The 22,457-nt window shown below is 69.1% G+C and carries 20 protein-coding genes and 1 pseudogene; 7 read left to right on the top strand and 14 right to left on the bottom strand.

Annotation, left to right across the window (positions count from 1 at the left end; genetic code table 11):
* Positions 1 to 64: 64 nt before the first annotated feature.
* Positions 65 to 961: an SDR family oxidoreductase gene (locus ACFC14_RS07875; protein ID WP_376102653.1), complete on the top strand. Its 897-nt coding sequence runs from the start codon at positions 65 to 67 to the stop codon at positions 959 to 961.
* Between the two features lie 47 nt (positions 962 to 1,008).
* Here the strand turns inward: ACFC14_RS07875 and ACFC14_RS07870 are convergent, their stop codons facing one another.
* The gene (locus tag ACFC14_RS07870; protein ID WP_376102650.1) at positions 1,009 to 1,437 is read right to left on the bottom strand and encodes a DUF1761 domain-containing protein; all 429 of its coding nucleotides are present in this window, start codon (positions 1,435 to 1,437) and stop codon (positions 1,009 to 1,011) included.
* Positions 1,438 to 1,553: 116 nt separating this feature from the next.
* Here ACFC14_RS07870 and ACFC14_RS07865 point away from each other — a divergent pair, with 116 nt between their 5' ends.
* Positions 1,554 to 3,224: a glycoside hydrolase family 13 protein gene (locus ACFC14_RS07865; protein ID WP_376102647.1), complete on the top strand. Its 1,671-nt coding sequence runs from the start codon at positions 1,554 to 1,556 to the stop codon at positions 3,222 to 3,224.
* Between the two features lie 87 nt (positions 3,225 to 3,311).
* A complete protein-coding gene (locus ACFC14_RS07860) occupies positions 3,312 to 4,319 on the top strand; it encodes a LacI family DNA-binding transcriptional regulator (RefSeq protein WP_136040787.1) in 1,008 nt (335 codons plus the stop codon).
* Positions 4,320 to 4,430: 111 nt separating this feature from the next.
* Here the strand turns inward: ACFC14_RS07860 and ACFC14_RS07855 are convergent, their stop codons facing one another.
* From ACFC14_RS07855 to fdxA, 4 genes and pseudogenes are all read right to left on the bottom strand, one after another.
* Positions 4,431 to 5,060 (bottom strand): superoxide dismutase, encoded by a 630-nt coding sequence (locus tag ACFC14_RS07855; protein WP_376102645.1) that lies wholly within the window; start codon positions 5,058 to 5,060, stop codon positions 4,431 to 4,433.
* A gap of 22 nt (positions 5,061 to 5,082) precedes the next feature.
* Positions 5,083 to 5,590, bottom strand: a pseudogene (locus tag ACFC14_RS07850) (flavin reductase family protein).
* Complete coding sequence (locus ACFC14_RS07845; RefSeq protein WP_376102643.1) at positions 5,587 to 6,945, bottom strand: FAD-dependent oxidoreductase; 1,359 nt, start codon at positions 6,943 to 6,945, stop codon at positions 5,587 to 5,589. The pseudogene ACFC14_RS07850 and the gene ACFC14_RS07845 overlap by 4 nt, the downstream one beginning before the upstream one ends.
* Entirely contained in the window at positions 6,942 to 7,268 is a 327-nt protein-coding gene (fdxA, locus tag ACFC14_RS07840) for a ferredoxin (RefSeq protein WP_091032694.1), read from the bottom strand. The genes ACFC14_RS07845 and fdxA overlap by 4 nt, the downstream gene beginning before the upstream one ends.
* Before the next feature lie 120 nt (positions 7,269 to 7,388).
* On the opposite strand from fdxA, the gene soxR reads away from it, so the two are divergent.
* The gene (gene soxR / locus ACFC14_RS07835; RefSeq protein ID WP_136042094.1) at positions 7,389 to 7,838 is read left to right on the top strand and encodes a redox-sensitive transcriptional activator SoxR; all 450 of its coding nucleotides are present in this window, start codon (positions 7,389 to 7,391) and stop codon (positions 7,836 to 7,838) included.
* A 98-nt stretch (positions 7,839 to 7,936) separates the two neighbouring features.
* Here soxR and ACFC14_RS07830 read toward each other — a convergent pair whose 3' ends face one another.
* The 6 genes from ACFC14_RS07830 to ACFC14_RS07805 all read right to left on the bottom strand — a co-directional run bounded on the left by ACFC14_RS07830 (position 7,937) and on the right by ACFC14_RS07805 (position 15,830).
* The gene (locus ACFC14_RS07830; protein ID WP_376102640.1) at positions 7,937 to 10,183 is read right to left on the bottom strand and encodes a glycoside hydrolase family 3 N-terminal domain-containing protein; all 2,247 of its coding nucleotides are present in this window, start codon (positions 10,181 to 10,183) and stop codon (positions 7,937 to 7,939) included.
* A complete protein-coding gene (locus ACFC14_RS07825; protein ID WP_376102637.1) occupies positions 10,183 to 11,346 on the bottom strand; it encodes an ABC transporter permease in 1,164 nt (387 codons plus the stop codon). The genes ACFC14_RS07830 and ACFC14_RS07825 overlap by 1 nt, the downstream gene beginning before the upstream one ends.
* A 1-nt stretch (position 11,347) precedes the next feature.
* Positions 11,348 to 12,436 (bottom strand): ABC transporter permease, encoded by a 1,089-nt coding sequence (locus tag ACFC14_RS07820; protein ID WP_376102634.1) that lies wholly within the window; start codon positions 12,434 to 12,436, stop codon positions 11,348 to 11,350.
* Positions 12,433 to 13,239, bottom strand: a complete 807-nt coding sequence (locus tag ACFC14_RS07815; protein ID WP_376102631.1) for an ABC transporter ATP-binding protein — start codon at positions 13,237 to 13,239, stop codon at positions 12,433 to 12,435. Before ACFC14_RS07815 ends, ACFC14_RS07820 begins: the two co-directional genes overlap by 4 nt.
* Positions 13,236 to 14,060 (bottom strand): ABC transporter ATP-binding protein, encoded by an 825-nt coding sequence (locus ACFC14_RS07810; RefSeq protein WP_376102628.1) that lies wholly within the window; start codon positions 14,058 to 14,060, stop codon positions 13,236 to 13,238. Before ACFC14_RS07810 ends, ACFC14_RS07815 begins: the two co-directional genes overlap by 4 nt.
* A 105-nt stretch (positions 14,061 to 14,165) precedes the next feature.
* Positions 14,166 to 15,830, bottom strand: coding sequence for an ABC transporter substrate-binding protein (locus tag ACFC14_RS07805; RefSeq protein ID WP_376102625.1), 1,665 nt, complete (start codon positions 15,828 to 15,830; stop codon positions 14,166 to 14,168).
* 156 nt (positions 15,831 to 15,986) lie between these two features.
* Between ACFC14_RS07805 and ACFC14_RS07800 the strand changes: the two genes are divergently transcribed.
* From ACFC14_RS07800 to ACFC14_RS07790, 3 genes are all read left to right on the top strand, one after another.
* Positions 15,987 to 16,637, top strand: a complete 651-nt coding sequence (locus ACFC14_RS07800; RefSeq protein WP_376102623.1) for a TetR/AcrR family transcriptional regulator — start codon at positions 15,987 to 15,989, stop codon at positions 16,635 to 16,637.
* A 107-nt stretch (positions 16,638 to 16,744) separates the two neighbouring features.
* Positions 16,745 to 17,959, top strand: coding sequence for an amidohydrolase (locus ACFC14_RS07795; RefSeq protein ID WP_376102620.1), 1,215 nt, complete (start codon positions 16,745 to 16,747; stop codon positions 17,957 to 17,959).
* 285 nt (positions 17,960 to 18,244) lie between these two features.
* Positions 18,245 to 19,609, top strand: coding sequence for a D-alanyl-D-alanine carboxypeptidase family protein (locus tag ACFC14_RS07790; protein ID WP_376102618.1), 1,365 nt, complete (start codon positions 18,245 to 18,247; stop codon positions 19,607 to 19,609).
* Positions 19,610 to 19,758: 149 nt separating this feature from the next.
* On the opposite strand, the gene ACFC14_RS07785 is transcribed toward ACFC14_RS07790, so the two are convergent.
* The 3 genes from ACFC14_RS07785 to ACFC14_RS07775 form a co-directional block, all read right to left on the bottom strand.
* Complete coding sequence (locus tag ACFC14_RS07785) at positions 19,759 to 20,493, bottom strand: GTP pyrophosphokinase family protein (RefSeq protein ID WP_376102615.1); 735 nt, start codon at positions 20,491 to 20,493, stop codon at positions 19,759 to 19,761.
* Positions 20,494 to 20,601: 108 nt separating this feature from the next.
* Positions 20,602 to 21,672: a VanZ family protein gene (locus ACFC14_RS07780; RefSeq protein WP_376102612.1), complete on the bottom strand. Its 1,071-nt coding sequence runs from the start codon at positions 21,670 to 21,672 to the stop codon at positions 20,602 to 20,604.
* 23 nt (positions 21,673 to 21,695) lie between these two features.
* Positions 21,696 to 22,409, bottom strand: a complete 714-nt coding sequence (locus ACFC14_RS07775) for a response regulator (RefSeq protein WP_376102609.1) — start codon at positions 22,407 to 22,409, stop codon at positions 21,696 to 21,698.
* Between the last annotated feature and the right edge of the window lie 48 nt (positions 22,410 to 22,457).

The raw sequence follows: 22,457 nt of genomic DNA, 5'->3' as shown, positions 1-22,457 counted from the left end.
TGCCTGCGCCCCCTGACCGCGCGCACGATGGCCCCATCCGCAGCCGCTGTCGAAAGGACGCCTCATGCCCCGCGACCAGTACACCTTCACCAACCCCGCCGAGCTCTATGCGGACATCGCTCCCGAGAAGCAGCACATGCCGGAGCCCGGCCTCGACGCCGATCTGGCGCCGAAGGCCGACCTCGGGGAGGAGAGCTACCGCGGCACCGGACGCCTGACCGGACGCAAGGCGCTGATCACCGGCGGCGACTCCGGCATCGGCGCGGCCACCGCGATCGCCTTCGCCCGTGAGGGTGCCGACGTCGCGATCTCTTATCTGCCCGAAGAGGAGGAGGATGCGAGCCGCATCGCCGGCATCCTGCGCGACGCCGGCGTGAAGGTCGCCGCACTTCCCGGCGACCTCCGCGACCCCGAGTACTGCCGGACCCTCGTCGCCGACGCGGTGGCCTCGCTCGGCGGGCTCGACATCCTCGTCAACAACGGCGGGAAGCAGGTCTACCAGGAGTCGCTGATCGACATCACCGACGAGCAGTTCGACGACACGTTCAAGACCAACGTGTACGCGATGTTCTGGATCACGAAGGCAGCACTGCCGCACCTGCCCGCCGGGTCGACGATCATCAACACGACGTCGATCCAGGCGTATTCACCCTCCGGCATCCTCGTCGACTACGCCTCGACCAAGGCGACCATCAACGCCTTCACGAAGGGACTGGCCGAGCAGCTCGCCCCGAAGGGCATCCGCGTGAACGCCGTGGCGCCCGGCCCGATCTGGACGCCCCTGCAGCCCAGCGACGGACAGCCGCAGGAGAAGCTCGAGAGCTTCGGCGAAGACACCCCGCTCGGCCGGATGGGGCAGCCGGCCGAACTCGCCCCCGCCTATGTCTTCCTGGCGTCGGCCGAGTCGAGCTACGTCGCCGGTGAGACGCTGAACGTCAACGGCGGCATGCCCACGCCGTGAGCAGACGGGGTCGTCGACGGCTCCCCGCCGTCGACCCCGTACGGACCCTAGCCCAGTGCCGGCGGCCAGACGCCGATCAGTACGGCCATCACCACGACCGTGACCAGTTCGTGCGCGATGTTCAGGGTCGTCAGTCTCGTCGAGCGGCCCTCGAAAGCGTCGTGCGTGATGAAGCGTGCGGCGGTGAACCCCGCCCACAGCGTGACCGCCGTGACGATGGTGCCCCAGAAGAACGGGCCGCCGTAGAAATGCCAGGCGATGGCGGATGCCCCGGCGAGCACCCAGGCCGTGATGAAGCTCACGATGACGGTGGTGATGATCGGCCACATCGCCGTGGCCGCCGGACGATCCATGTCGACGTTCGCGAGCTTCGACCACCGTGTGCCGAACACCTTCGGGGCGTACCAGACCGAGCCGACGAGCATGCTCGACGCGGTGGCCAGCAGCACCGCCCAGTAGTTGATCTCGGGAACCATGATTCCTCCTTGAATCGATGCCGTCAGGCTACTCCCCCGATGGACGCCCTCCCGGGATCGAACCGATTCGATGCCCGCTCTGGCAAGACTGTAAGCGTTTGCAGTAGCCTGTTCGCATGGCACAGCTTGAGCAGATCGCAGCCCCCGGTTCCGAGTGGTGGCGCAGCGCCGTCATCTACCAGATCTACCCCCGATCCTTCGCGGACGCCTCCGGCGACGGCATCGGCGACCTCCCGGGCATCACCAGCCGACTCGACGCGCTGCAGGAACTCGGCGTCGACGCGATCTGGCTCAGCCCCTTCATGACCAGCCCGCAGCGCGACGCCGGCTACGACGTGGCGGACTACCGCGACGTCGACCCGCTGTTCGGCACGCTCGCCGACTTCGACGAGATGCTCGCTCAGGCACACGACCGCGACATCCGCGTGATCGTCGACCTGGTCCCGAACCACTCGTCCGACCAGCATGTCTGGTTCCAGGAAGCCCTCAAGGCGGCACCGGGCAGCCCGGAGCGCGCGCGGTACATCTTCCGCGACGGCCGCGGCGAGAACGGCGAGCTCCCCCCGAACAACTGGGAGTCGGTGTTCGGGGGCGGCATGTGGCAGCGCGTGACCGAGGCCGACGGCACCCCCGGCCAGTGGTACCTGCACATCTTCGATGCCACGCAGCCCGACTTCGACTGGAACAACGAAGAGGTGCAGGAGGAGTTCCGCTCGATCCTGCGCTTCTGGCTCGATCGCGGTGTCGACGGCTTCCGAGTGGACGTCGCCCACGGCATGATCAAGACCGAGGGCCTCCCCGACTACACGCCTCCCACCGACTCCGACTCCATGGGCGGCGGCGAGTCGAACGTGCCGTACTGGGGCCAGGACGGCGTGCACGAGATCTACCGCGACTGGCACAAGGTGCTCGCCGAATACGACGGAGACCGCGCCTTGTGCGGCGAGGCCTGGATGCCGACCCTCAAGCAGACGGCCCTCTGGGTTCGTCCGGACGAGATGCACCAGACCTTCAACTTCCCGTACCTGATGACCCCGTGGGACGCGCAGCGACTGGGCGATGTCATCCGCGAGTCGCTCGACGAGTTCGGCGGCGTCGGAGCGCCCAGCACGTGGGTGCTCTCGAACCACGACGTCGTGCGGCACGCCTCGCGCCTCGCGCTCACGGCCGACAACCCCCAGGGCGAGGGCATCGGGCCGAACACCCCGAGCAAGCCCGACACCGCGATCGGTCTGGCCCGCGCCCGCGCGGCGACCACCCTCATGCTCGCGCTGCCCGGCTCGGCCTACCTGTACCAGGGCGAGGAGCTCGGTCTCCCCGAGGCGATGGAGATCCCGGACGAGTTCCGTCAGGATCCCACCTGGTTCCGCACCGAGGGCAAGCGCTACGGCCGCGACGGATGCCGCGTGCCGCTGCCCTGGGAGGCCGAGGCTCCGGCCTTCGGCTTCAACGAGACCGGGAAGTCATGGCTCCCGCAGCCGGCCGAGTGGGCGACCTACGCCCGCGACGTCGAAGAGGTCGACCCCGGCTCGACGCTCGCGCTGTACAAGCGACTGCTCGCCGCCCGCCGCGAGCACGGCTTCGGCAGCGGTTCACTGATCTGGGAGGATGCCGGCGCCGACGCGGTGGCCTTCCGCCGGGGCGACGTGCGCGTGGTCGCGAACCTCGGCACCGAGCCGATCGAGCTGCCCACCGACGCGACGGTCATCCTGCAGAGCCAGCCCTTCGACGGAGCGGCCATCCCGGTCGACACCGCCGTCTGGTACACCACCGCCGCCCAGGTCTGACAAGCCCCTTCCGGTCGCGATTTCTGCCGCTCACACCCGCGTGAAGCGACAGAAATCGCGACCGGAACACTTTTCGAAGAGGAACATATGGCCAGCATCGATGAGGTCGCCCGGCTCGCCGGGGTCTCCACCGCGACCGTCTCGCGCGCCCTCAGCGGCCGCGGCCACGTGTCCGAATCCGCCAGGGAGCGGGTGCAGGCCGCGGCGCAGTCGCTCGGGTACGTCGTCTCCTCGCGCGCGTCGAGCCTCGCCTCCGGGCGCACCCGCAACATCGGGGTCGTCGTCCCGTTCCTCGACCGGTGGTTCTTCAGCACGGTACTGTCGGGCGTCTCGGCCGCGCTGATGCGCGCCGGCTACGACATCACGCTCTACAACATCACCGCCGACAAGGATGTGCGCCGGCACGTGTTCGACACGTTCCTGCGGCGGCAGCGCGTGGATGCCGTCATCGCCGTGTCGATCGAACTCGACGCCGACGAGACACAGCACCTGCTCGACCTCGGCCTGCCGGTGATCGCGATCGGCGGCCCGAATCCGAAGCTCGACACCCTCACGGTCGACGACGTCGCTGTCGCCCAGCTCGCCACCGAGCACCTCATCGGCCTCGGCCACACCGACATCGCCCACATCGGCGCGAACCCCGAGTTCGACATCGACTTCCACATCCCCACCAACCGCCGACTCGGGTTCGAGAAGGCCCTGGCGGAGGCCGGGATCCCCCTCAACCACGCCTTCCTCGAGCCGGCCGACTTCACGGTCGAAGGTGGCTACCGCGCGGCGAAACAGCTGCTCGGACGACCGGGGCCACGACCGACCGCGGTGTTCGCAGCATCGGACGAGATGGCGATCGGTGCGCTGCTCGCCGCGCGCGACCTGGGCTTCAGCGTGCCCGAGGAGCTGTCGATCGTCGGCATCGACGGGCACGAGCTCGGGGAGTTCTTCCGCCTGACCACGGTCGACCAGTTTCCGCTCGGGCAGGGTGAGCGTGCGGCGGATGCCGTGCTCGCGAAGCTCACCACCCCCGACGAGGTGCACATCCCGTCGGCGCTGCCGTACGAGCTGAACGTGCGCGGGACGACCGCGCGCCTGATCTAGCTCGACCCATCGAACTCGACCCGGCCCGTTATGTGCGACCCGGCCCCTTGCGGACGTCCGCAACGGGCTGGGTCGCACATATGAGGCCGGGTCGAGCAGAGTACGGGAGGTTCAGCCCGCGACGATCAGACCCGCGGTCGCGGTGCGGGCGGCCTCGAAGCGGCGCTGCGCGTCGGGCCAGTTCACGAGGTTCCAGAACGCCTTGACGTAGTCGGCGCGCACGTTGAGGTAGTCGAGGTAGTAGGCGTGCTCCCAGACGTCGAGCTGCAGCAGCGGGGTGACGCCGAGCGGCGCGTTGCCCTGCTGGTCGAACAGCTGGAAGATCACGGGGCGGGCACCCACACTGTCCCAGGCGAGCACGGCCCAGCCCGATCCCTGCACGCCCAGTGCCGTCGCGGTGAAGTGCGCGCGGAAGGTGTCGACCGAGCCGAACGCGTCGACGAGCGCGGCCTCGAGCTCACCCTCGGGAGCGCCGCCGCCCTCGGGCGAGAGGTTCTGCCAGAACACCGAGTGATTGATGTGGCCGCCGAGGTTGAACGCGAGATCCTTCTCGAGCTTGTTGACGTTCGCGAGGTCACCGGCGCTGCGGGCGGTCGCGAGCTGCTCGAGCGCCGTGTTCGCGCCGGTCACGTAGGCCTGGTGGTGCTTGGAGTGATGCAGCTCCATGATCTTGCCGGAGATGTGCGGCTCGAGGGCCGAGTAGTCGTAGGGCAGCTCGGGGAGTGTGTAGAGAGTGGACATTGCGTCTTCCTTTCGATGAGGGTCAGTGGTGGGTGTCGTGCGGGAGGGCGTGGAAGCGGCGGTCGAGGTATACGAGCGGGCGCCCCTGCGGCCCCGCCAGCACCTCGAGGACCTCGGCGATCACGACCGTCGACGAGCCGACGGCCACGGTCTGCAGGGTGCGGCAGCGCAGGGCGGCCCGCGCCGAAGCGAGGTGCGGCTCCCCCGTCTCCAGGGCCGACCACCCCTGCTCGGGGGTGAACCGCTCGGAGCCGCTGACCGCGAAGCTCTGCGCGAGATCGGAATGCTCGTCGTCGATGAGGTGGACGACGAAGGTGTCGGCGCCGAGGATCGCGCCCGCGGAGCCGGTCGCCCGAGTGACCGAGAACACGATCGCCCGGGTCGACCGCGACGGACGCGACACTCGAGGCCGTGAGCCCGGCCGGGCCCGCCGGGGTGGATGCCGTGATGATCGCCACTCCGGCGGGGTGCGTGCGGAAGGCGGTCTTGAGTCCTTCGCCGACCGGGGTGGGTACTGGTATCGCGGTCATCGGCCGGCCTCCGTCATCTGTTCCTGTTTCGCGTGGGCGAGCATCTCCGCGCGCTCGACGATCTTGGTGCGCTCCCGTCCGCGTTCCGATCCGGCCCCGCGTTCGGCGGCGTCGATGCGCAGCCAGCCGGCGAGGTCGACGGCGTGGTCCACGTGGGCGAGCGGGTCCTCGCCGGACGCGGCCGGCTCGGCATCGGCGAGATCGTCGACGAGGTGCCGAACGGTCTGCGCGGCATCCGACTTGGTCGAGCCGATGAGCCCGACCGGACCGCGCTTGATCCAGCCGGTCGCGTACAGTCGCGGGATCGGTGTGCCCTCCGCATCCACGACCCGTCCTTCGGCGTGCGGCACCACTCCGAGCTCCGCGTCGAACGGCATGCCGGGAACCGGGGTCGAGCGGTAGCCCACGGCCCGGTAGACCGCACCGACGTCGTAGCGCAGCAGCTCGCCGGTGCCGACCATCCGGCCCAGTTCGTCGGATGCGGTGCGCTCCATCTCGATGCCGGTCACGCGGTCCGCGCCCAGCAGGCGCACCGGACGCTGCCGCAGGTGCAGGTGGATGCGGCGCGAGGCCGTTCTCGTCGCGGGGTCGCGCGCGGCCCACTCGGTCATGGTGCGCACGATGATGCGGCGCTGCGAGAACTGCGCCACCATCCGCTCGGCATGCTCGTCCAGGGCGAGCTCTGCCGGGTCGACGATCACGTCGACGTCGTCCTGTTCGGCGAGCTCACGCAGCTCCATCGCCGAGAAGCGCACATCGGCGGGGCCGCGGCGGGCGAACAGGTGCACGTCGCGCAGCGGGCTGGCGGCGAGCTGATCGAGCACGGCATCCGGGGTGTCGGTGTGCGTCAGTGCGGAGGCGTGCTTCGCGAGGATCCGCGTGACGTCGAGGGCGACGTTGCCGGCGCCGAGCACCGCGACCGACTCTGCCTCGAGCGGCCAGGTGCGCGCGACATCGGGATGCCCGTCGTACCAGGCGACGAACGCGGCCGCGCCGAACGACCCCGGCAGATCGATGCCCGGGATGTCGAGCGCGACGTCGAGGTCGGCGCCGGTCGCCACGATCACACCGTCATAAGCCGCACGCAGTGCGTCGATCTCGACGTCGACGCCGATCTCGACGTTGCACAGCAGACGGATGCGCGGGTTCACGAGCACGTCGTGCAGGGCATCGGTGATCTTGCGGATGCGCGGATGGTCCGGGGCGACGCCGTAGCGCACAAGTCCGTAGGGAGCCGGCAGTTTCTCGAACAGGTCGATCGACGCGGTCGGGGCGACGCCGAGGAGGATGTCGGCGGCGTAGATTCCGGCCGGCCCCGCTCCGACGATGGCGATGCGCGGTTCGGAGACGGTCATGCGTGTTCCCCCTGGGGTGCGAGCGCGGCGATGATCGGGTGATCGAAGGCGAGCATCCCGGTCTTGGCGGCGCCGCCGGGCGAGCCGATCTCGTCGAAGAACTCGACGTTGGCCTTGTAGTAGTCCTGCCATTCGTCGGGCAGATCGTCTTCGTAGTAGATGGCCTCCACCGGGCACACCGGCTCGCAGGCACCGCAGTCCACGCACTCGTCGGGGTGGATGTAGAGCGACCGTTCACCCTCGTAGATGCAGTCGACGGGGCACTCGTCGATGCAGGCCTTGTCCTTCACATCGACGCACGGCAGGGCGATCACATAGGTCATCGCGGGGTCTTCGTTCGGGTCACGCTGTCCTCGTTCGGGTCGATCGGCCCACGTCGGGGCCACTCGACAACCGTAAGACCTCAAGTACACTTGAGGTCAAATCGAGGGAGAGGCAACCGGATGAGCACGCACGCACCCGACGAGCCGCTGACGATCGGCGAGATGACCCGACGCACCGGTGTCGCCGCCTCCGCCCTGCACTTCTACGAGACGCTCGGCCTCATCGCCTCGACCCGCACGCCCGGCAATCAGCGCCGCTACGCCCGCCACATGCTGCGGCGGGTCTCGCTCATCACGGTCGCCAAGCGCCTCGGCATCCCGTTGTCCGACGTGCAGACGGCGTTCGCCGACGTGCCGCTGACCGAGACCCCGAGTCACGCCGACTGGCAGAAGGCGTCACGACGCTGGAAGCGCGAGCTCGAGAAACGGCGCGAAGGGATCGAGCGTCTCGAGCGCGAGCTGACCGGATGCATCGGCTGCGGCTGCCTGTCGATGAAGGCGTGCGGACTGCTGAACCCCGATGACGCCCTCGGCACGCAGGGCGTCGGCCCGCAGCGCCTGCAGGACTGACGCGGCGCCGCGCCGAGACCCCGCCCTCCCGCCGAGACCCCCTCGCAGCTGCGGCTGCAGCACGGGGTCTCGGCGGGAACCGGGGGTCTCGGCGTGGGTCAGGCGACCTCGAAGTCAGCGGAGAGGAGCACCTCGTCGCGGGAGCTCGGGCCGACCAGCAGCTCGAACGCGCCGGCCTCGACCAGACGCGTTCCGGCGGCATCCACGATCGTGCAGTCGGCGACCGGCAGCTCCACGCGCACGCGCGCGGACTCCCCGGGAGCGATGTCGACCTGGCGGTAGGTCTTGAGCTCCTTGTCGGTCCAGCTCACGCTCGTCACCGAATCGCGCACGTACACCTGCACCGTCTCGCGCACCGGCCGTGAGCCCGTGTTCGCCACCGTGACGTGCCCGACGATCGTGTCGGACTCCCCCAGCGTGGTCGCTTCCAACTCCAGGTCGGAGTACTCCACCGTCGTGTACGACAGGCCCTCACCGAACGCCCAGGCCGGCGACTGCGTGAGGTCGGCGTACCGATCGCCGTGCTGTCCGCGGATCTGGTTGTAGTACGTCGGCTGCTGGCCCACGTGCCGGGCGAACGAGATCGGCAGCCGACCGGAGGGCTCGACCGCGCCGGAGATGATCTCGGCGAGCGCACGACCACCCTGCATCCCCGGGTTCGCCGCCCAGATCACGGCGGCGGCCTTCGACGCGGATGCCGGGAGCACGAGCGGCTTCGAGGCGAGCAGCACGATCACGACGGGCTTTCCGGTCGCGATGAGCGCGTCGATCAGGGCGTTCTGCCCGCCGATGAGCTCGAGCGTCGCGGTCGAGCGGCCCTCTCCGACGAGCTCGATCCGGTCGCCCACGACCGCCACGACCACGTCGGAGTCGGATGCCGCCGCCACGGCCTCCGCGATCAGCGCGGCATCCGGCGCGCAGGCCTTCACCACCGGGGGACGCGGCTGGTGATCAGGGAAGAAGGCGCCCTTCGGGTCTTCCTCCAGCGTGAGGATGTCGGCACCACGGGCGTGCATGACACTCCACCCCTCGACTGCCTGCAGGCCGTCGAGAACGGTCGTGATCATCTCGCGCGGCTGTCCGTCGAGCCAGCCGGCCTGCCCCGAGCCGCCGGCCCAGTCGCCGAGCTGCGTCTGCGCGTCGTCGGCGAGCGGTCCGGTGACGGCCACCCGCAGCGGGGCAGTCGGGTCGAGTGGCAGCACCCCGTCGTTCTCGAGCAGCACGATCGAGCGTCGGGCCGTCTCGAGGTTCAGCTCCGCGTGGGCGGCACTGCCGACCACGGCGTCGAGCTGGGCACCCGGCAACCGCGGGTTCTCGAAGAGTCCGAGCTCGAACTTGAGCGTCAGGATGCGGGCGGCTGCGGCGTCGAAGGCATCCTCGGCGAGCATCCCGCGGGCCACGGCATCCAGGGCCCCCTCGTAGAAGGCGGGCGTCGTCATGATCATGTCGTTGCCGGCCCGCACAGCCGCTGCGGCCGCATGCGTGATGTCGGGCTGGATCCGCTGCTCCCACACCATGCGTCCGACGTTGTCCCAGTCGGTGATGAGGGTGCCGGTGTACCCCCACTCGCCGCGCAGCACGTCGCTGAGCAGCCAGTCGTTGGTCGTGATCGGCACGCCGTCGGTGGTCTGGTAGCCGAGCATGAACGTGCGGCACCCCTCGCGGGCGACGCGCTCGAACGGCGGCAGGAACCAGGAGATGAGCTTGCGGCGCGAGATGTCGGCCTCGCTCGCATCGCGCCCGCCCTGGGTCTCGGAGTACCCGGCGAAGTGCTTGGCGGTCGCGAGGATGGCGGTCGGGTCGTCGAGGCCGTCGCCCTGGTAGCCGCGAACCATGGCCGAGGCGAGTTCGCCGATCAGGAACGGGTCCTCGCCGAAGGTCTCGCTGATGCGGCCCCAGCGCAGGTCGCGGGCGATGCACAGCACGGGCGAGAACGTCCAGTGGATGCCGGTCACCGCGACCTCTTCGGCGGTCGCCCGGGCGACGCGCTCGAGCAGTTCGGCATCCCACGACGCGGCCATGCCCAGCTGCGTCGGGTAGATCGTGGCTCCCGGCCAGAACGAGTGCCCGTGGATGCAGTCCTCGCCGACGAGCAGCGGGATGCGGAGCCGGGTCTCGGCCGTCAGCTCGTTCGCCTGCAGGATGCGCTCGGGCGAGGTGTGCAGGATCGATCCCGCGTGCCGCCGGGCGATGTGGTCGTCGAGGTCGTCGCGCGCGTCGAGCTGCAGCATCTGCCCGACCTTCTCCTCCAGCGTCATGCGGCAGAGGAGGTCGGCCACGCGCTCGGGGATCGAGAGGGCCGGGTCCTGGTAGGGAAGGGCGGTGGTGAGGGTCTGAGAGGTCATCACTTCGGGTTCTGGGTCGAGATCGTCGAGGAGTCGGAGGTGTCGGGCGAGTCGGAGGTGTCGGGCGAGTCGGAGGTGTCGGGCGAGGCCGCCGACGTTACGGGATCGGCGCTCTTTCGCGGCAGGGGCACGCTGCGGACGGCCGTGACGGCGTCGTTCACGTCCAGCCCCTTCTTCTTCATGGCCCTGGCCCGCTCTCCCGCCGAGCGCAGGCGCGGGTTGACGTACTCGTCGATGCCGAAGTTGATGAGCGAGAGGGCGACGCCGATGATCGCGATGCAGAGCCCGGCGGGCACGTACCACCACCACAGCCGCGGGAAGGCCCCGTTCTGCTGCGCCCAGAACAGGATGGTGCCCCAGTTGAGGTTGCTCACCGGGATCACGCCGATGAAGGCCAGCGTCGTCAGGCCGAGGATGGCCGCGGTCACCGTGCCGACGAAGCTCGACGCGATGAGCGCCATCAGGTTCGGCAGCATCTCGACCGTGATGATGCGGCGCAGCGGCTCGCCGTTGGCGCGTGCGGCCTGGATGAAGTCGCGGTTGCGCAGCGACATCGTCTGGGCGCGGAGCACACGTGCACCCCACGCCCATCCGGTCAACCCGAGCACCGCGGCGATCACGATCAGTGGCGGGTTGTCGAACTGCGAGGCGATGATGATGATCAGCGGGATGCCGGGGATCACCAGGAACACGTTGGTCAGCGCCGAGAGCGACTCGCTCTTCCAGCCGCGCACGTAGCCGGCGATCACGCCGATCGTTATCGCGATGATCGTGGCGATGAAGGCTGCGAGGAAGCCGACGACGATCACACCGCGGGTGCCGTAGATGATCTGGCTCAGCACGTCCTCCCCCATGTGCGTGGTGCCCAGCCAGTGCTCCCAGGAGGGCGGCTGACGCAGCGCGGTGCGGTCCTTCTGGGTCGGTCCGTAGGGCGCGATCCAGGGTGCGAGGATCGCGATGACCACGAACACGCCGAGGATGATGAGCCCCGCGATCGACTTGGGGTTGCGGAACATCGCGAATGCCTGGCCGAGCTGCGACCAGAACGTCTTGTGCGCCGGGGCGCCGGTGGGCGGCGTGCGCAGTGTCGCGGTCTCGGGCATGCCCGAGACGACGGGCGACCCGTCGGGCGCGGTGCTCGCTGCAGTGGTGGGAACGGTCATCTCAGGACTCCATCTGGCGCGTGCGCGGGTCGAGGTAGGCGTAGACGACATCCGCGAGGATGTTGGCCACGAGCACCGACAGCGTGATCACGAGGAACACGCCCTGCATGAGGGCGAAGTCCTTGGCGTTGGTCGCGTCGAGCAGCAGCTTGCCCACGCCCGGGTAGCTGAACACCATCTCCATGACGATCGTGCCGCCGACGATGAAGCCGATCGACAGCGCGAAGCTCTGGATCTGCGGCAGCACCGCATTGCGAGCGGCGTAGCCCCAGAGCACTCGCTTGTTGGGCATGCCCTTGGCCTGCGCGACCGTGATGTAGTCGTCGTCGAGCACGGTCAGCATCATGTTGCGCATGCCGAGCACCCATCCGCCGAGCGAGGCGATCACGATGGTCAGCGCCGGCAGAGTGCCGTGCATGATCACCTGGCCGATGAAGTCGAAACTCCATTCCGGCGACTGCCCCTTGTCATACGCGTGTGAGGAGGGGAACCACTTCAGCGTGGAGGAGAAGATCGCGATGGCGATCAGGCCGAGCCAGAAGTACGGGATGGTGTTGAAGAACGTCGTCACCGGGATGATCGCGTCGAGCTTGCTGCCGCGCTTCCAGCCGACGATCGCGCCGGCGACCGTGCCGATCGTGAACGAGATGATCGTCGCGATGCCGACCAGACCGAGGGTCCACGGCAGGGCGGCGGCGAGCACCTCGGCGACCGGCCGAAGGCCGTGCAGCGTGGAGATGCCGAGGTCGCCGCGCAGCAGCATCGCCCAGTACTCGATGTACTGCTGCCACACCGACTTGTCGGTGTCGATGCCGAGCAGGATGCGCAGAGCGTCGGCCGCCTCGGGGCTGACGTTGGGGTTGCGGGCGAGGTAGGAGCTGACCGCGTCGCCCTTCATGAGGCGCGGCAGGAAGAAGTTGATCGTGATGGCCGCCCACAGGGTGAACAGGTAGAAGCCCGCGCGCCCGGCGAAGAAGCGCCACGGCACGAGCCGCTGCCCGCGCTGCGCCGTGGTCGCGGTGGTTCCGACCTCGAGGGCGTCGCGGGCGACCAGATCGTTGTCATCCAGCTGGGGGAATGCGGAGCTCACCGTGCGCCTCCGTTCGATGCGGCCTGTGCGAAGAACTTGTCCGGGTCGGGGGAGGCGGATCGCAGCTCTCGCGTGTACGGATCCTGCGGGTTGAGGATGACGTCGTCGGCGGTGCCGTACTCCACGACGCGCCCCTGGTTGAGGACCATGATCTCGTCGCTGAAGTGGCGGGCGGTCGCCAGGTCGTGGGTGATGTAGAGCACGCCGAGCCCCTCTTCGCGCTGCAGGTCGGCGAGCAGATTCAGCACGCCGAGACGGATCGAGACGTCGAGCATCGAGACCGGCTCGTCGGCGACGAGAAGCGACGGACGGGAGGCCAGCGCGCGGGCGATCGCGACGCGCTGCCGCTGCCCGCCGGAGAGCTCGTGGGGTCGACGGTCGATCACGGCATCCGCATCCAGGCGCACGCGGTCGAGGAGCCGGCGCACCTCGTTCTCCGTCTCCTTCTTCGGCGCGACGTCGTCGAGACGGATCGGGCGCTCCAGGTGGTACCGGATCGAGTGGTACGGGTTGAGCGAGGCGAACGGGTCCTGGAACACCATGCGCAGCTGCTGCCGGTACCTCCGCAGTCCCTTGCCGCGACGGGGAATCGGTGTGCCGTCGAGCAGCACCTCGCCGCTGGTGGGGGTCTCGAGCTGGGTGAGGATCTTCGCGATCGTGGACTTGCCGCTGCCGGACTGGCCCACCAGGCCGATCGTCTGGCCGGAGGTGAGGGTGAAGCTCACCTCGTCGAGCGCCTTGATCTGGCCGGCGCCGCGGACGTTGTACGCCTTCGTGACGTTTCGGAATTCGAGGGTGGTCATCGCACCAGCACTCCTCTCTCGCCGGTGAGTCGCGGGAACGACGACAGCAGCGTCTTCGTGTACTCGTGCGCGGGCTGCGTCCAGATTCGCTCTGCGGTCGCGAGCTCGATGATCTCGCCCTCGCGCATGATCGCGATCCGGTCGCTGATCTCCAGGAGGAGCGGAAGGTCGTGGGTGATGAAGATCACCGAGAAGCCGAACTCGTGCCGCAGTTGCGAGATCTGCTTGAGGATCTCCCGCTGCACCAGCACGTCGAGCGCGGTGGTCGGCTCGTCCATCACCATGAGCTGCGGCCGGAGGGCGAGGGCCATCGCGATCATCACGCGCTGGCGCATGCCGCCGGACAGCTCGTGCGGGAAGGAGCGGATGCGCTGGCGCCCGACCTTGACGATCTCGAGCAGCTCCTCGGCCTCGGCCCGGCGCTGCTTGCGGTTCATGTCGGGGCGGTGGATCTCGAACACGTCCTCCAGCTGCGAGCCGATCGTCGCCACCGGGTTGAGGGCGTTCATCGCGCCCTGGAACACCATCGACACCTTGTCCCAGCGGAACCGCTGCATGGCATCCACATCGAGCGCGTTGATGTCGATGTCGACGCCGGTCGCATCGTGGAACGTCACGCTTCCGCTGGTGATGACGGCCGGGGCGCGCAGCAGGCGCTGCACCCCGTAGGCGAGCGTGGTCTTGCCGCATCCGCTCTCGCCGGCGAGACCGAGGATCTCGCCGCGCTGCAGTTCGAGGGTCACGTTCTTCACCGCCTCGACGGGCGGATCGACGTCGTACACGACCGAGAAGTCGCGCACGCTGAGCAGGGGGTCTGGCATGGGGTGTCCTTCGTGGGGGGGCGGGCCCTTCGACAGGCTCAGGGACCCAGATGGGTGGCTGAGCCTGTCGAAGTCCGGCCGTGGGTGGCTGAGCCTGTCGAAGTCCTACTCGGCGGGCTTGAGCTTCGTGAGGATCTGCACGATGTTCTGCTGCGTCGGGTCGGCGGACGCGTACGGGTCCTCCTCCGACGGCCAGCCCACGTAGTTGCGGGTGTTGAACTCGCCCAGCAGCGGGTGCGCGCCCAGCGGGATCGCCGGCACCTGCTCGGAGAAGATCGTCTGCAGCGTGTCGAGTGCCGCGGTGCGCTCCTCATCCGACGAGGCGTTGGCGTACGAGTTCAGCGCGGCCGTCGCCTCCGGGTCTTCGAACCGGCCGAAGTTGAAACCGGCCTTGCCGTCCGAGATCCAGCGCGGGTCCATGGTCGAGGTGTAGAGGCCGTAGGCCGTGCCGCTGTCCTCGAGCCAGTGGATGATCGCCGAGAAGGTGCCGTTGTCGCGCGGGTCCGCCCAGCCGCCCCAGTCGGGCATGTCGATCTTGACCTCGGCGCCGATGGAATCGGTCACGTCTTCGGCGATGAGCTCCTGCGCGGTGTTCCAGTCGCTCCACCCCGAGGGCACCGAGAGCGTGAACGAGACGGGTGCGCCGTCGGGGTCGATCAGCGCGTCGTCCTTCCAGGTGTAGCCGGCGGTCTCGAGCAGGTCACGGGCCTTCTCGGCGTCGACCGAGTAGTCCACGTCCTTGAACTCGGGCTGGATCTCGTCTTCGAGGATCGACGACAGACCGGTCACCGACCAGACGGCCTCGCTGGCGCCCTCGCGTGCGATGTCGACGTAGGCGTCGCGGTCGATCACCCAGGCGAGCGCCTGACGGAAGGCCGGGTCATCGAACGGCTTCTGCTGCAGGTTCATGAACAGGGTCGCCGAGCCGGTGGTGGGAGCTGCCCAGAACTTGTTGTGCTCGGGGTCGGCGTCGAGGAACTGCTCCTGGATCTGCGGGATGAAGGCCTGCGCCCAGTCGGCGTCGCCGCCTGCGAGAGCCGTGGTGAGCGCGGTGTTGTCACCGTACGAGACGTAGTGCAGCTCCGGCACGGCGAGGTCGCCGCCCCAGTAGTCGTCGCGCGCGTCGAGCGTGACCGACTCGGTCGACCAGTTCGACAGGACGTAGGGGCCGGTGCCGACCAGGTCGTCGCCCTTGACGGGATCGGTGGCCGGGTCGTCGAGGTTCTCCCAGATGTGCTTCGGGACGATCGGCACGTGCAGGGCGCGGCCCAGGTTGACGTACTTCGATGCGCCGAACGTCAGCACGACGTTGTCGCCCTCGACCACGGCGCTGTCCAGCTGGAGACCGGCCGTGTCGAGCGCGGGCGTGGAGGCGAGCTCGTACGAGTAGACGATGTCGTCGGCGGTGAACGGCTCGCCGTCGCTCCAGGTGACGTCCTTGCGCGGGACGACCGTGAGCTGCGTGTAGTCGTCGTTCCACTCGAGGCTCTCGGCGAGCCACGGGGTCACTCCGCGGTCACCGGTCTGGTTGACGAGGGCGAGGGTCTCGAAGATCACCTTGCCGTAGCCGTACTTCGATGCGGACGAGTCGCCGACGTACGGGTTGTTGGATTCGGTGGTGATCGCGCCATCCGGCTTCGCGATCGTGAGGGCGGCGCCGCCGGCGGCACTGCCGGAGTCGTCGTTACCTCCTGCGGAGCATCCGGCGAGGGCCGAGATACCGAGGGCGGTGATCGCGGTCGCCGCGATCAGAGACTTTCTGAGCTTCATTGCTTCTCCTTGGGCACGGTCGTTGTGCTGTGGCGCCGGTGGATGGGGGTCCGCCGGCCGTCGTGATTTGCTTACTGTCGAGAAAGTAAGCTTCCGTGAGGTTACCGAGGAGTAAGTTAGTTCGCAAGCACGGCTTGCGAGAGAGAGGAGGCCGCGGTGGCAGACAGCGACCAGACCGTCCGCGTGCGCCCGGCGACCCTCGCGAAACGCGAGCAGATCCTCAAGGCGGCCGTGGAGATCTTCGGCAACAAGGGCTCGACCAACGGCACCCTCGCCGACGTCGCCGACCAGGTCGGGATCACGCACGCCGGGGTGCTCCACCACTTCGGATCGAAGCAGAAGCTGCTGCTCGAAGTGCTCTCCTATCGCGATCAGACCGACGTCGCCGAACTCGCCGAGAAGCACATCCCCGGCGGCCCCGAGCTCTTCCTGCACCTGGTGCGCACGGCCTACGCCAACGAGCGTCGCCCCGGTATCGTGCAGGCGTACACCGTGCTCTCGTCCGAATCCGTGACCGACGACCACCCCGGCCGGGAGTACTTCGAGGACCGGTACACGACGCTCCGGCGCGAGGTCACCGCGGCGTTCCACGAGCTGTGCGCCCAGGAGGGTGTGCGAGACCCCGACACGATCGCCGACGCGGCGGCCGCGATCCTCGCGGTGATGGACGGGCTGCAGCTGCAGTGGCTCCTGCACCCCGGAACGGTCGAGCTGGGCGGCGCGAGCGAGTTCGCGATCCGCGCGATCGTGAACGGCGTGCTGCACCCCGGACCCGAGCTGTCGAGGTACGCGGCTTCCACGAGCTGAGACCCCGACTTCTCGTCGAGACCCCGCCCTGGCGCTGTCGCGGAGGCGGGGTGTCGGCGGAAACCAGGGGTCTCGGCGAGGCGAGCTGCCACGGCTAGGCTCGGGCCATGACGATCGACCTCGAAGCGCTGTACATCGACCTGCATCAGCATCCGGAGCTCTCGTTCCAGGAGACGCGCACCGCCGGCATCGCCGCCCAGCATCTGCGCGACCTCGGGCTCGAGGTCGAAGAGGGCGTAGGCGTCACGGGCGTCGTCGGCGTGCTGCGCAACGGCGACGGGCCGGTCGTGTGGGTGCGCGCCGACATGGACGCACTGCCGGTCGAGGAGCAGACCGGTCTCGCCTACGCGAGCACCGCCCACGGCGTCGACCCCGCCGGCACGACCGTTCCCGTCATGCACGCCTGCGGCCACGACATGCACGTGACCGCCATGATCGGCGCGGTCGAGAAGCTCGTCGCCGAACGCGATCAGTGGTCGGGCACCCTCGTCGTGGTGATCCAGCCCGCCGAGGAGTACGGCGCCGGCGCGCGCGCGATGCTCGACGCCGGCATCCTCGACCGCTACCCGAAGCCCGACGTCGTGCTCGGCCAGCACGTGACCCCGCTGCCCGCCGGCATCATCGGCGTGCGCAGCGGAACACAGATGGCGGCATCCGACGGCCTGACCGTGACACTGCACGGACGCGGCGGCCACGGTTCCCGCCCGCACGCCACGATCGACCCGGTGGTCATGGCCGCGGCGACCGTCATGCGTCTGCAGACCATCACCTCGCGCGAGATCGACCCGCAGGGCGTGGCCGTGGTGACGGTCGGCTCGATCCACGCCGGCCTCAAGAACAACATCATCCCCGCGGAGGCGAAGCTCGAGCTGAGCCTGCGCTATCCGAACGAAGAGGCGCGCGAGAAGGTGCTCGCGAGCGTCGAGCGCATCGTGCGGGCCGAGGCCACGGCATCCGGCGCCGAGCGTGAGCCCGAGATCCGCACCGACCACACACTTCCGGCGACGATCAACGACGAGGATGCCACGGCACGGGTGACCGCAGCACTCCAGCGTGCCCTCGGCGAAGCATCCGTCATCGACCCCGGCATGTTCACCGGCAGCGAGGACGTCTCGTGGTTCGCTCGCGATGCCGGGGTGCCGCTGGTGTTCTGGTTCTGGGGCGGCATCGACCCGGTCCGTTTTGCCGAGGCGAGCGCGGCCGGGCGCCTGGAGAAGGATATCCCGACCAACCACTCGCCGTTCTTCGCCCCGGAGATCCACCCGACCATCGAGGTCGGCGTGACGGCACTGTCGGCCGCGGCGCGGGAGTTCCTGGGTTAGACCGCGGGCTCGGTCGCGGCTGCGGCCCGGCCCGCCCGCGCTTCCTTCGGTGAAACGCGCTTCCGTCGGCCGTTCTGGCGAGAAACGGCCGACGGAAGTGCCGATCTCCGCGGCCGGTGCGAGGCCAGGGCGCGTGTCCCCCGAATGGCCGATAGCGCGGGCGGCGGTTGTCCGCCATGATGACTACACATGGTTCCTCGGAAGGGCTCTGCCTCGAGGTCGGAGCGGACTTTCATGGAGGTACCTCGTGCTCATGCCGGACGCGCTCGGTGACGGGCTCTCTCGTTGACGGGGCCGGACCGACCGACGGACGAGCTGTCCGACTTCGCGGAGTTGATGACCCACGAGCAGGAGTTCGCCTCCTCTCGCGATCTCGATCCGGGGGTCCGCAGACGACGCCGACGCCGGGGGCTCCTCATCACCGCCGTCTGTGTCGTCCTGCTGCTGGCCGCGACCGGAGGCTACATCGCGTGGGCTCTCACCGCTCCCGTGAATCCGCCGAAGGTGACGTCGCAGATTCCGCCCGTGCCGGCCGGTGCGGCCGCGTCCATCGCCGCAGTCCCCGCCTCTTCATCGGCGATCAGCATCTCCGGCGCGGACGAATACCTGGGTGCAGGGGCGAGCGGAATCTGGTCGTCGAGCGGAACCGGCGACCCGCTCCCCATCGCGAGCATCACCAAGCTCATCACCGCGCTCGTGATCCTCGACGCCGTGCCGCTCGCCTCCGCCGACGATCCCGGGCCCACCATCACCTTCAGCAAGGCCGACCACGATCTCTACGACCGCTACTACGTGCTGGGCGCGACCATCGCCCCCATGCCCACGGGCACCTCGATGTCGCTGCACGATGCCCTGGCCGCCATGCTGATCCCCTCGGCGAGCAACTACGCCGAGGCACTGTCCTCCCACATCTTCGGATCGCAGAACGCGTTCCTCGGCGCGACGCGCGACTGGCTCTCCGCCCACGGCTTGACGGGCACCACGATCACCGAGCCCACCGGCATCAGCCCGCGCAATACGAGCACGGCTGCCGACCTCCTGGCCATCGGGAAGCTGGCCGCGGCGGATCCGACGATCGCTCAGATCGTCGCGACCCCGTCGATCTCTCTCCCCGGCGCCGGCCAGCTGTACAACACCAACGGCCTGCTCGGAACCAGTGGCATCACCGGGTTGAAGACCGGCTCCCTCGGCCAGGGCACGTACAGCCTGCTGTACACCGCGACACTCGTCGTGGGCACCGCCGACCCACTCGCGGTGACCGGCGTCATCCTCGGAGGACCGACACGCGAATCCGTGAACGGGAGCGTGCTCGCCACCCTGGACAGCATCCGTACCGGCTTCCACGAAGTGCCCGTCGCGACATCCGGACAGGAGATCGGCACGATCACGACACCCTGGGGATCCACGGCCCAGCTTGTGGTCGGCGAGGATGCGGCGATCTTCACCTGGTCGGACACCCCGATCGTCGCGACGATGGACATCGAGACTCCGCCGACCTACCGCGACGGCACGGTCGTGGGGAGCATCACCTGGACCGCCGGGCCGCAGACCGTGACCGCCCCGGTCGAGATCAAGGGGAGCGTTGACCCGCCGTCCGAGTGGTGGCGGCTCACCCACCCGGCCGAGCTCGGGTCAGCGACGGGAGACTGAGGGCTGAGGCGGCCCGCTCGTGCGAGCGTGAATCGCGCTCCCGTCGGTGAATCGCACTCCCGTCGGCCGTTCTGCCGCCAAACGTCCGCGGGAAGTGCGACTGGCCGCAGCTGGCGCGAGCAGCGACGACGCGGGTGGGCGCCGGATGGCTAGACCCCGACGACCCGCGGATCAGCCGGGGCGGGCGGGGTCGAGCGCGGCGCAGGGGGCGGCGGCGGCGCGAGCTGACGCTGGGGCACGCCGTGGGCTTCGCGGTGCAGGCGCTCCATGCGACTGTCGAGTTCGGAGGCAGCATCCGCGGCGTCGGACAGACTGTCGACGAGGTGCGAGGGCACCTGGTTCGAGAACTTGTAGTAGATCTTGTGCTCGAGGCTGGCCCAGAAATCCATCGCGATCGTGCGGAACTGCACCTCGACCGGCACCGACAGCGCACCGGTCGACAGGAACACGGGCACCTCGATGATCGCGTGCAGGCTCTTGTAGCCGTTGTCCTTCGGGTGCGCGATGTAGTCCTTGACCGTGCGCACGGTCACGTCGTCCTGCGCGGTGAGCAGGTCGAACAGGCGGTACACGTCGGCGACGAAGCTGCAGGTCACGCGCACGCCGGCGATGTCGGTGATCTCGGCGCGGATGCGGTCGAAGTCGGGCTCATCGATCCCCTTGCGGGCGATCTTCTCGACGATGCTGTCCGGCGACTTCAGCCGGCTCTTCACGTGCTCGATCGGGTTGTACGCGTGGTCGTGCGTGAACTCGTCGCGGAGGATCGAGATCTTGGTCTCGACCTCGCGCATCCCGAACTCGTACTCGCGCAGGAACCGCTGCAGCTCGTCACGCAACTCGCGGGCCTGGTTGATCGTGTCCTCGGTGACGTGAACGGTCGACATGGCATCGACGTTACGCGTTCGTGATCGGAAACCGCTGTGGAAGTCCGATGTCCTCACGATTCCCATGCGGGCGCGCCACCGGGCGCTTCCGGTCGCGGCGGGTGGGGGCTAGAGCGCCGAGGTGGAGGCGGGGGTTCGGGCATCCCGAAGGTGCTGGCCGGAGAGGATGCCGGGGAGCCCGCGCCCGGCGCGGGTGGTGAACGGCAGGACGACCGCGGCGAGGAACAGGACGGCCGCCGCGAACCCGAAGATCCCGCCCGGCAGCTGAAGAGCGCTGATCCCGCCGATGCCGCCCGCCCAGCGGAGAAGACGTGCGAACGGTGCCGGCAGACGCGACCCGCCGTAGCGGAGCTGCACGGCGACGTCGCCGATCGAACGCCCGCCCACCAGGATGAGCACCAGGAACAGCGCGGACGGGACGATCGTGGCCGCCGCCGACGCGAGGCTGCCGTCGAGAACCGCGGCGCGATCGTCCACGACGAACTCCAGCCACACCTGCACGATCACGCCGGCTCCCATGCTCACGAACCCGTAGGCGAGGAAGTCGCACAACATCGCGAGCACACGGCGGCCGCGGGTGACCGGACGGGGCAGATCGGCGTCGGGGCGCGCCTCCGCGCCGCGCATCGGCCGTGGAACGATGAGCGCCAGGGTGCAGCCGACGACGGCGCCGAGGGTGTTCGTCATCAGATCGCCCACGTCGAAGAAGCGATACGCGCAGGGGTAGACGCCCCACACTCCGGTCAGCTGCGTCGTCTCGACCAGCAGCGAGAGTCCGAACCCGGCCACGAGCGCCGTCAGGATGCCGCGGCCGGCGAGCACCCGGACGAAGAATCCGAGCGGCACGAACAGCAGCACGTTGAACACCAGCTGCAGCAGGGCCGGCTGCCGCAGCGGGTTGCCCGGCGCCGCGAACGCCTTCTGCACGTCGCGCACGACCGACATCGGATCGGTGATCGCCCCGACGCAGCGGATCATGTCGGGGTCGGGCAGCGGAAGCAGGGTGTATGTCCAGATCGCCCAGAAGTAGATCAGGGCCGACAGCCAGAGCAGCGTGCGCCCGAGGCCGAGCCGCCCGCGCCGGCGGTAGCTGATCGCCACGAACGGCACGAACAGGAGGATGCCGAAAGCCACTCCGATCGCGATCGCGATGAACCCGAGCAGCACCTGATCTTCCACAGCGTGCCAGTGTAGCTGCGCGTTCAGCCCGGGTCGGGATGCGGCGCGGCGGCGTCCTGGCCGAGTCCGGCTTCGCGCGCCCGGACGATGAGCGCGCTGCGATCGGAGACCGCGAGCTTCGCGAGGATGCCGGACAGATAGTTGCGCACCGTCTTCGAGGAGAGCACCAGCCGGCGGGCGACCGCCTGGTTGTCGAGCCCGCGGGCGATGAGGTCGAGCACCTCGCGCTCCCGGTGCGTGAGCTCGGGGAACACCACCGGCCCGGTCGTGCGTGCCCCGGAGAGCAGGTCGATCGCCCGCCGCCCGACCTCCGCGGTGAGCAGCACGTCGCCCGCGGCCACCGCCCGCAGCCCCCGCTCGATCTCGTCGGGCAGAGCGCTCTTGAGCAGGTAGCCGCGGGCTCCGGCACGCAGCGCGGCGAACACGGAATCGTCGTCGCCGAGCATCGTGACGATGAGCACCCCGATACCGGGGGCGGCGCGGACGATGCGGCGCGTGGCCTCGATACCCGACCCCGAGCCGAGGTCCACGTCCATGAGCACGACGTCCGGCTGCGCGGCCAGGACCCCCTCGACGGCGTCGTCTTCCGTGCCCGCCCGACCGACCACCTCGAAGCCCTCGATCGATTCGAGGAAGCTCGACATGCCGTACGCGAAGACGGGATGGTCGTCGACGACGAAGATGCGCACGGAGCCCTCGAGCTCCGACGCACCCGCATCGATCGGCTGCTCCGGCATGCCGCTCACGCTAGCGGTCCCCAGACCGTGGCGCATCACCGCTGCGCT

Origin of the sequence: Microbacterium sp. NPDC055988 (genome assembly GCF_042269505.1) — a bacterium.
Classification (GTDB): Bacteria; Actinomycetota; Actinomycetes; order Actinomycetales; family Microbacteriaceae; genus Microbacterium.
This window is presented reverse-complemented; position numbering and strand designations above follow the sequence as displayed.

Excerpts from the sequence above, each read along its gene's own strand:
- ACFC14_RS07815 (WP_376102631.1), bottom strand. The coding sequence starts at position 13,239 with ATGACCACCCTCGAATTCCGAAACGTCACGAAGGCGTACAACGTCCGC.
- ACFC14_RS07830 (WP_376102640.1), bottom strand. The coding sequence starts at position 10,183 with ATGACCTCTCAGACCCTCACCACCGCCCTTCCCTACCAGGACCCGGCC.
- ACFC14_RS07860 (WP_136040787.1), top strand. The coding sequence starts at position 3,312 with ATGGCCAGCATCGATGAGGTCGCCCGGCTCGCCGGGGTCTCCACCGCG.
- ACFC14_RS07810 (WP_376102628.1), bottom strand. The coding sequence starts at position 14,060 with ATGCCAGACCCCCTGCTCAGCGTGCGCGACTTCTCGGTCGTGTACGAC.
- soxR (WP_136042094.1), top strand. The coding sequence starts at position 7,389 with ATGAGCACGCACGCACCCGACGAGCCGCTGACGATCGGCGAGATGACC.
- ACFC14_RS07875 (WP_376102653.1), top strand. The coding sequence starts at position 65 with ATGCCCCGCGACCAGTACACCTTCACCAACCCCGCCGAGCTCTATGCG.
- ACFC14_RS07775 (WP_376102609.1), bottom strand. The coding sequence starts at position 22,409 with ATGCCGGAGCAGCCGATCGATGCGGGTGCGTCGGAGCTCGAGGGCTCC.
- ACFC14_RS07855 (WP_376102645.1), bottom strand. The coding sequence starts at position 5,060 with ATGTCCACTCTCTACACACTCCCCGAGCTGCCCTACGACTACTCGGCC.
- ACFC14_RS07795 (WP_376102620.1), top strand. The coding sequence starts at position 16,745 with ATGACGATCGACCTCGAAGCGCTGTACATCGACCTGCATCAGCATCCG.
- ACFC14_RS07785 (WP_376102615.1), bottom strand. The coding sequence starts at position 20,493 with ATGTCGACCGTTCACGTCACCGAGGACACGATCAACCAGGCCCGCGAG.
- ACFC14_RS07845 (WP_376102643.1), bottom strand. The coding sequence starts at position 6,945 with ATGACCGTCTCCGAACCGCGCATCGCCATCGTCGGAGCGGGGCCGGCC.
- ACFC14_RS07865 (WP_376102647.1), top strand. The coding sequence starts at position 1,554 with ATGGCACAGCTTGAGCAGATCGCAGCCCCCGGTTCCGAGTGGTGGCGC.
- ACFC14_RS07825 (WP_376102637.1), bottom strand. The coding sequence starts at position 11,346 with ATGACCGTTCCCACCACTGCAGCGAGCACCGCGCCCGACGGGTCGCCC.
- ACFC14_RS07805 (WP_376102625.1), bottom strand. The coding sequence starts at position 15,830 with ATGAAGCTCAGAAAGTCTCTGATCGCGGCGACCGCGATCACCGCCCTC.
- fdxA (WP_091032694.1), bottom strand. The coding sequence starts at position 7,268 with ATGACCTATGTGATCGCCCTGCCGTGCGTCGATGTGAAGGACAAGGCC.
- ACFC14_RS07870 (WP_376102650.1), bottom strand. The coding sequence starts at position 1,437 with ATGGTTCCCGAGATCAACTACTGGGCGGTGCTGCTGGCCACCGCGTCG.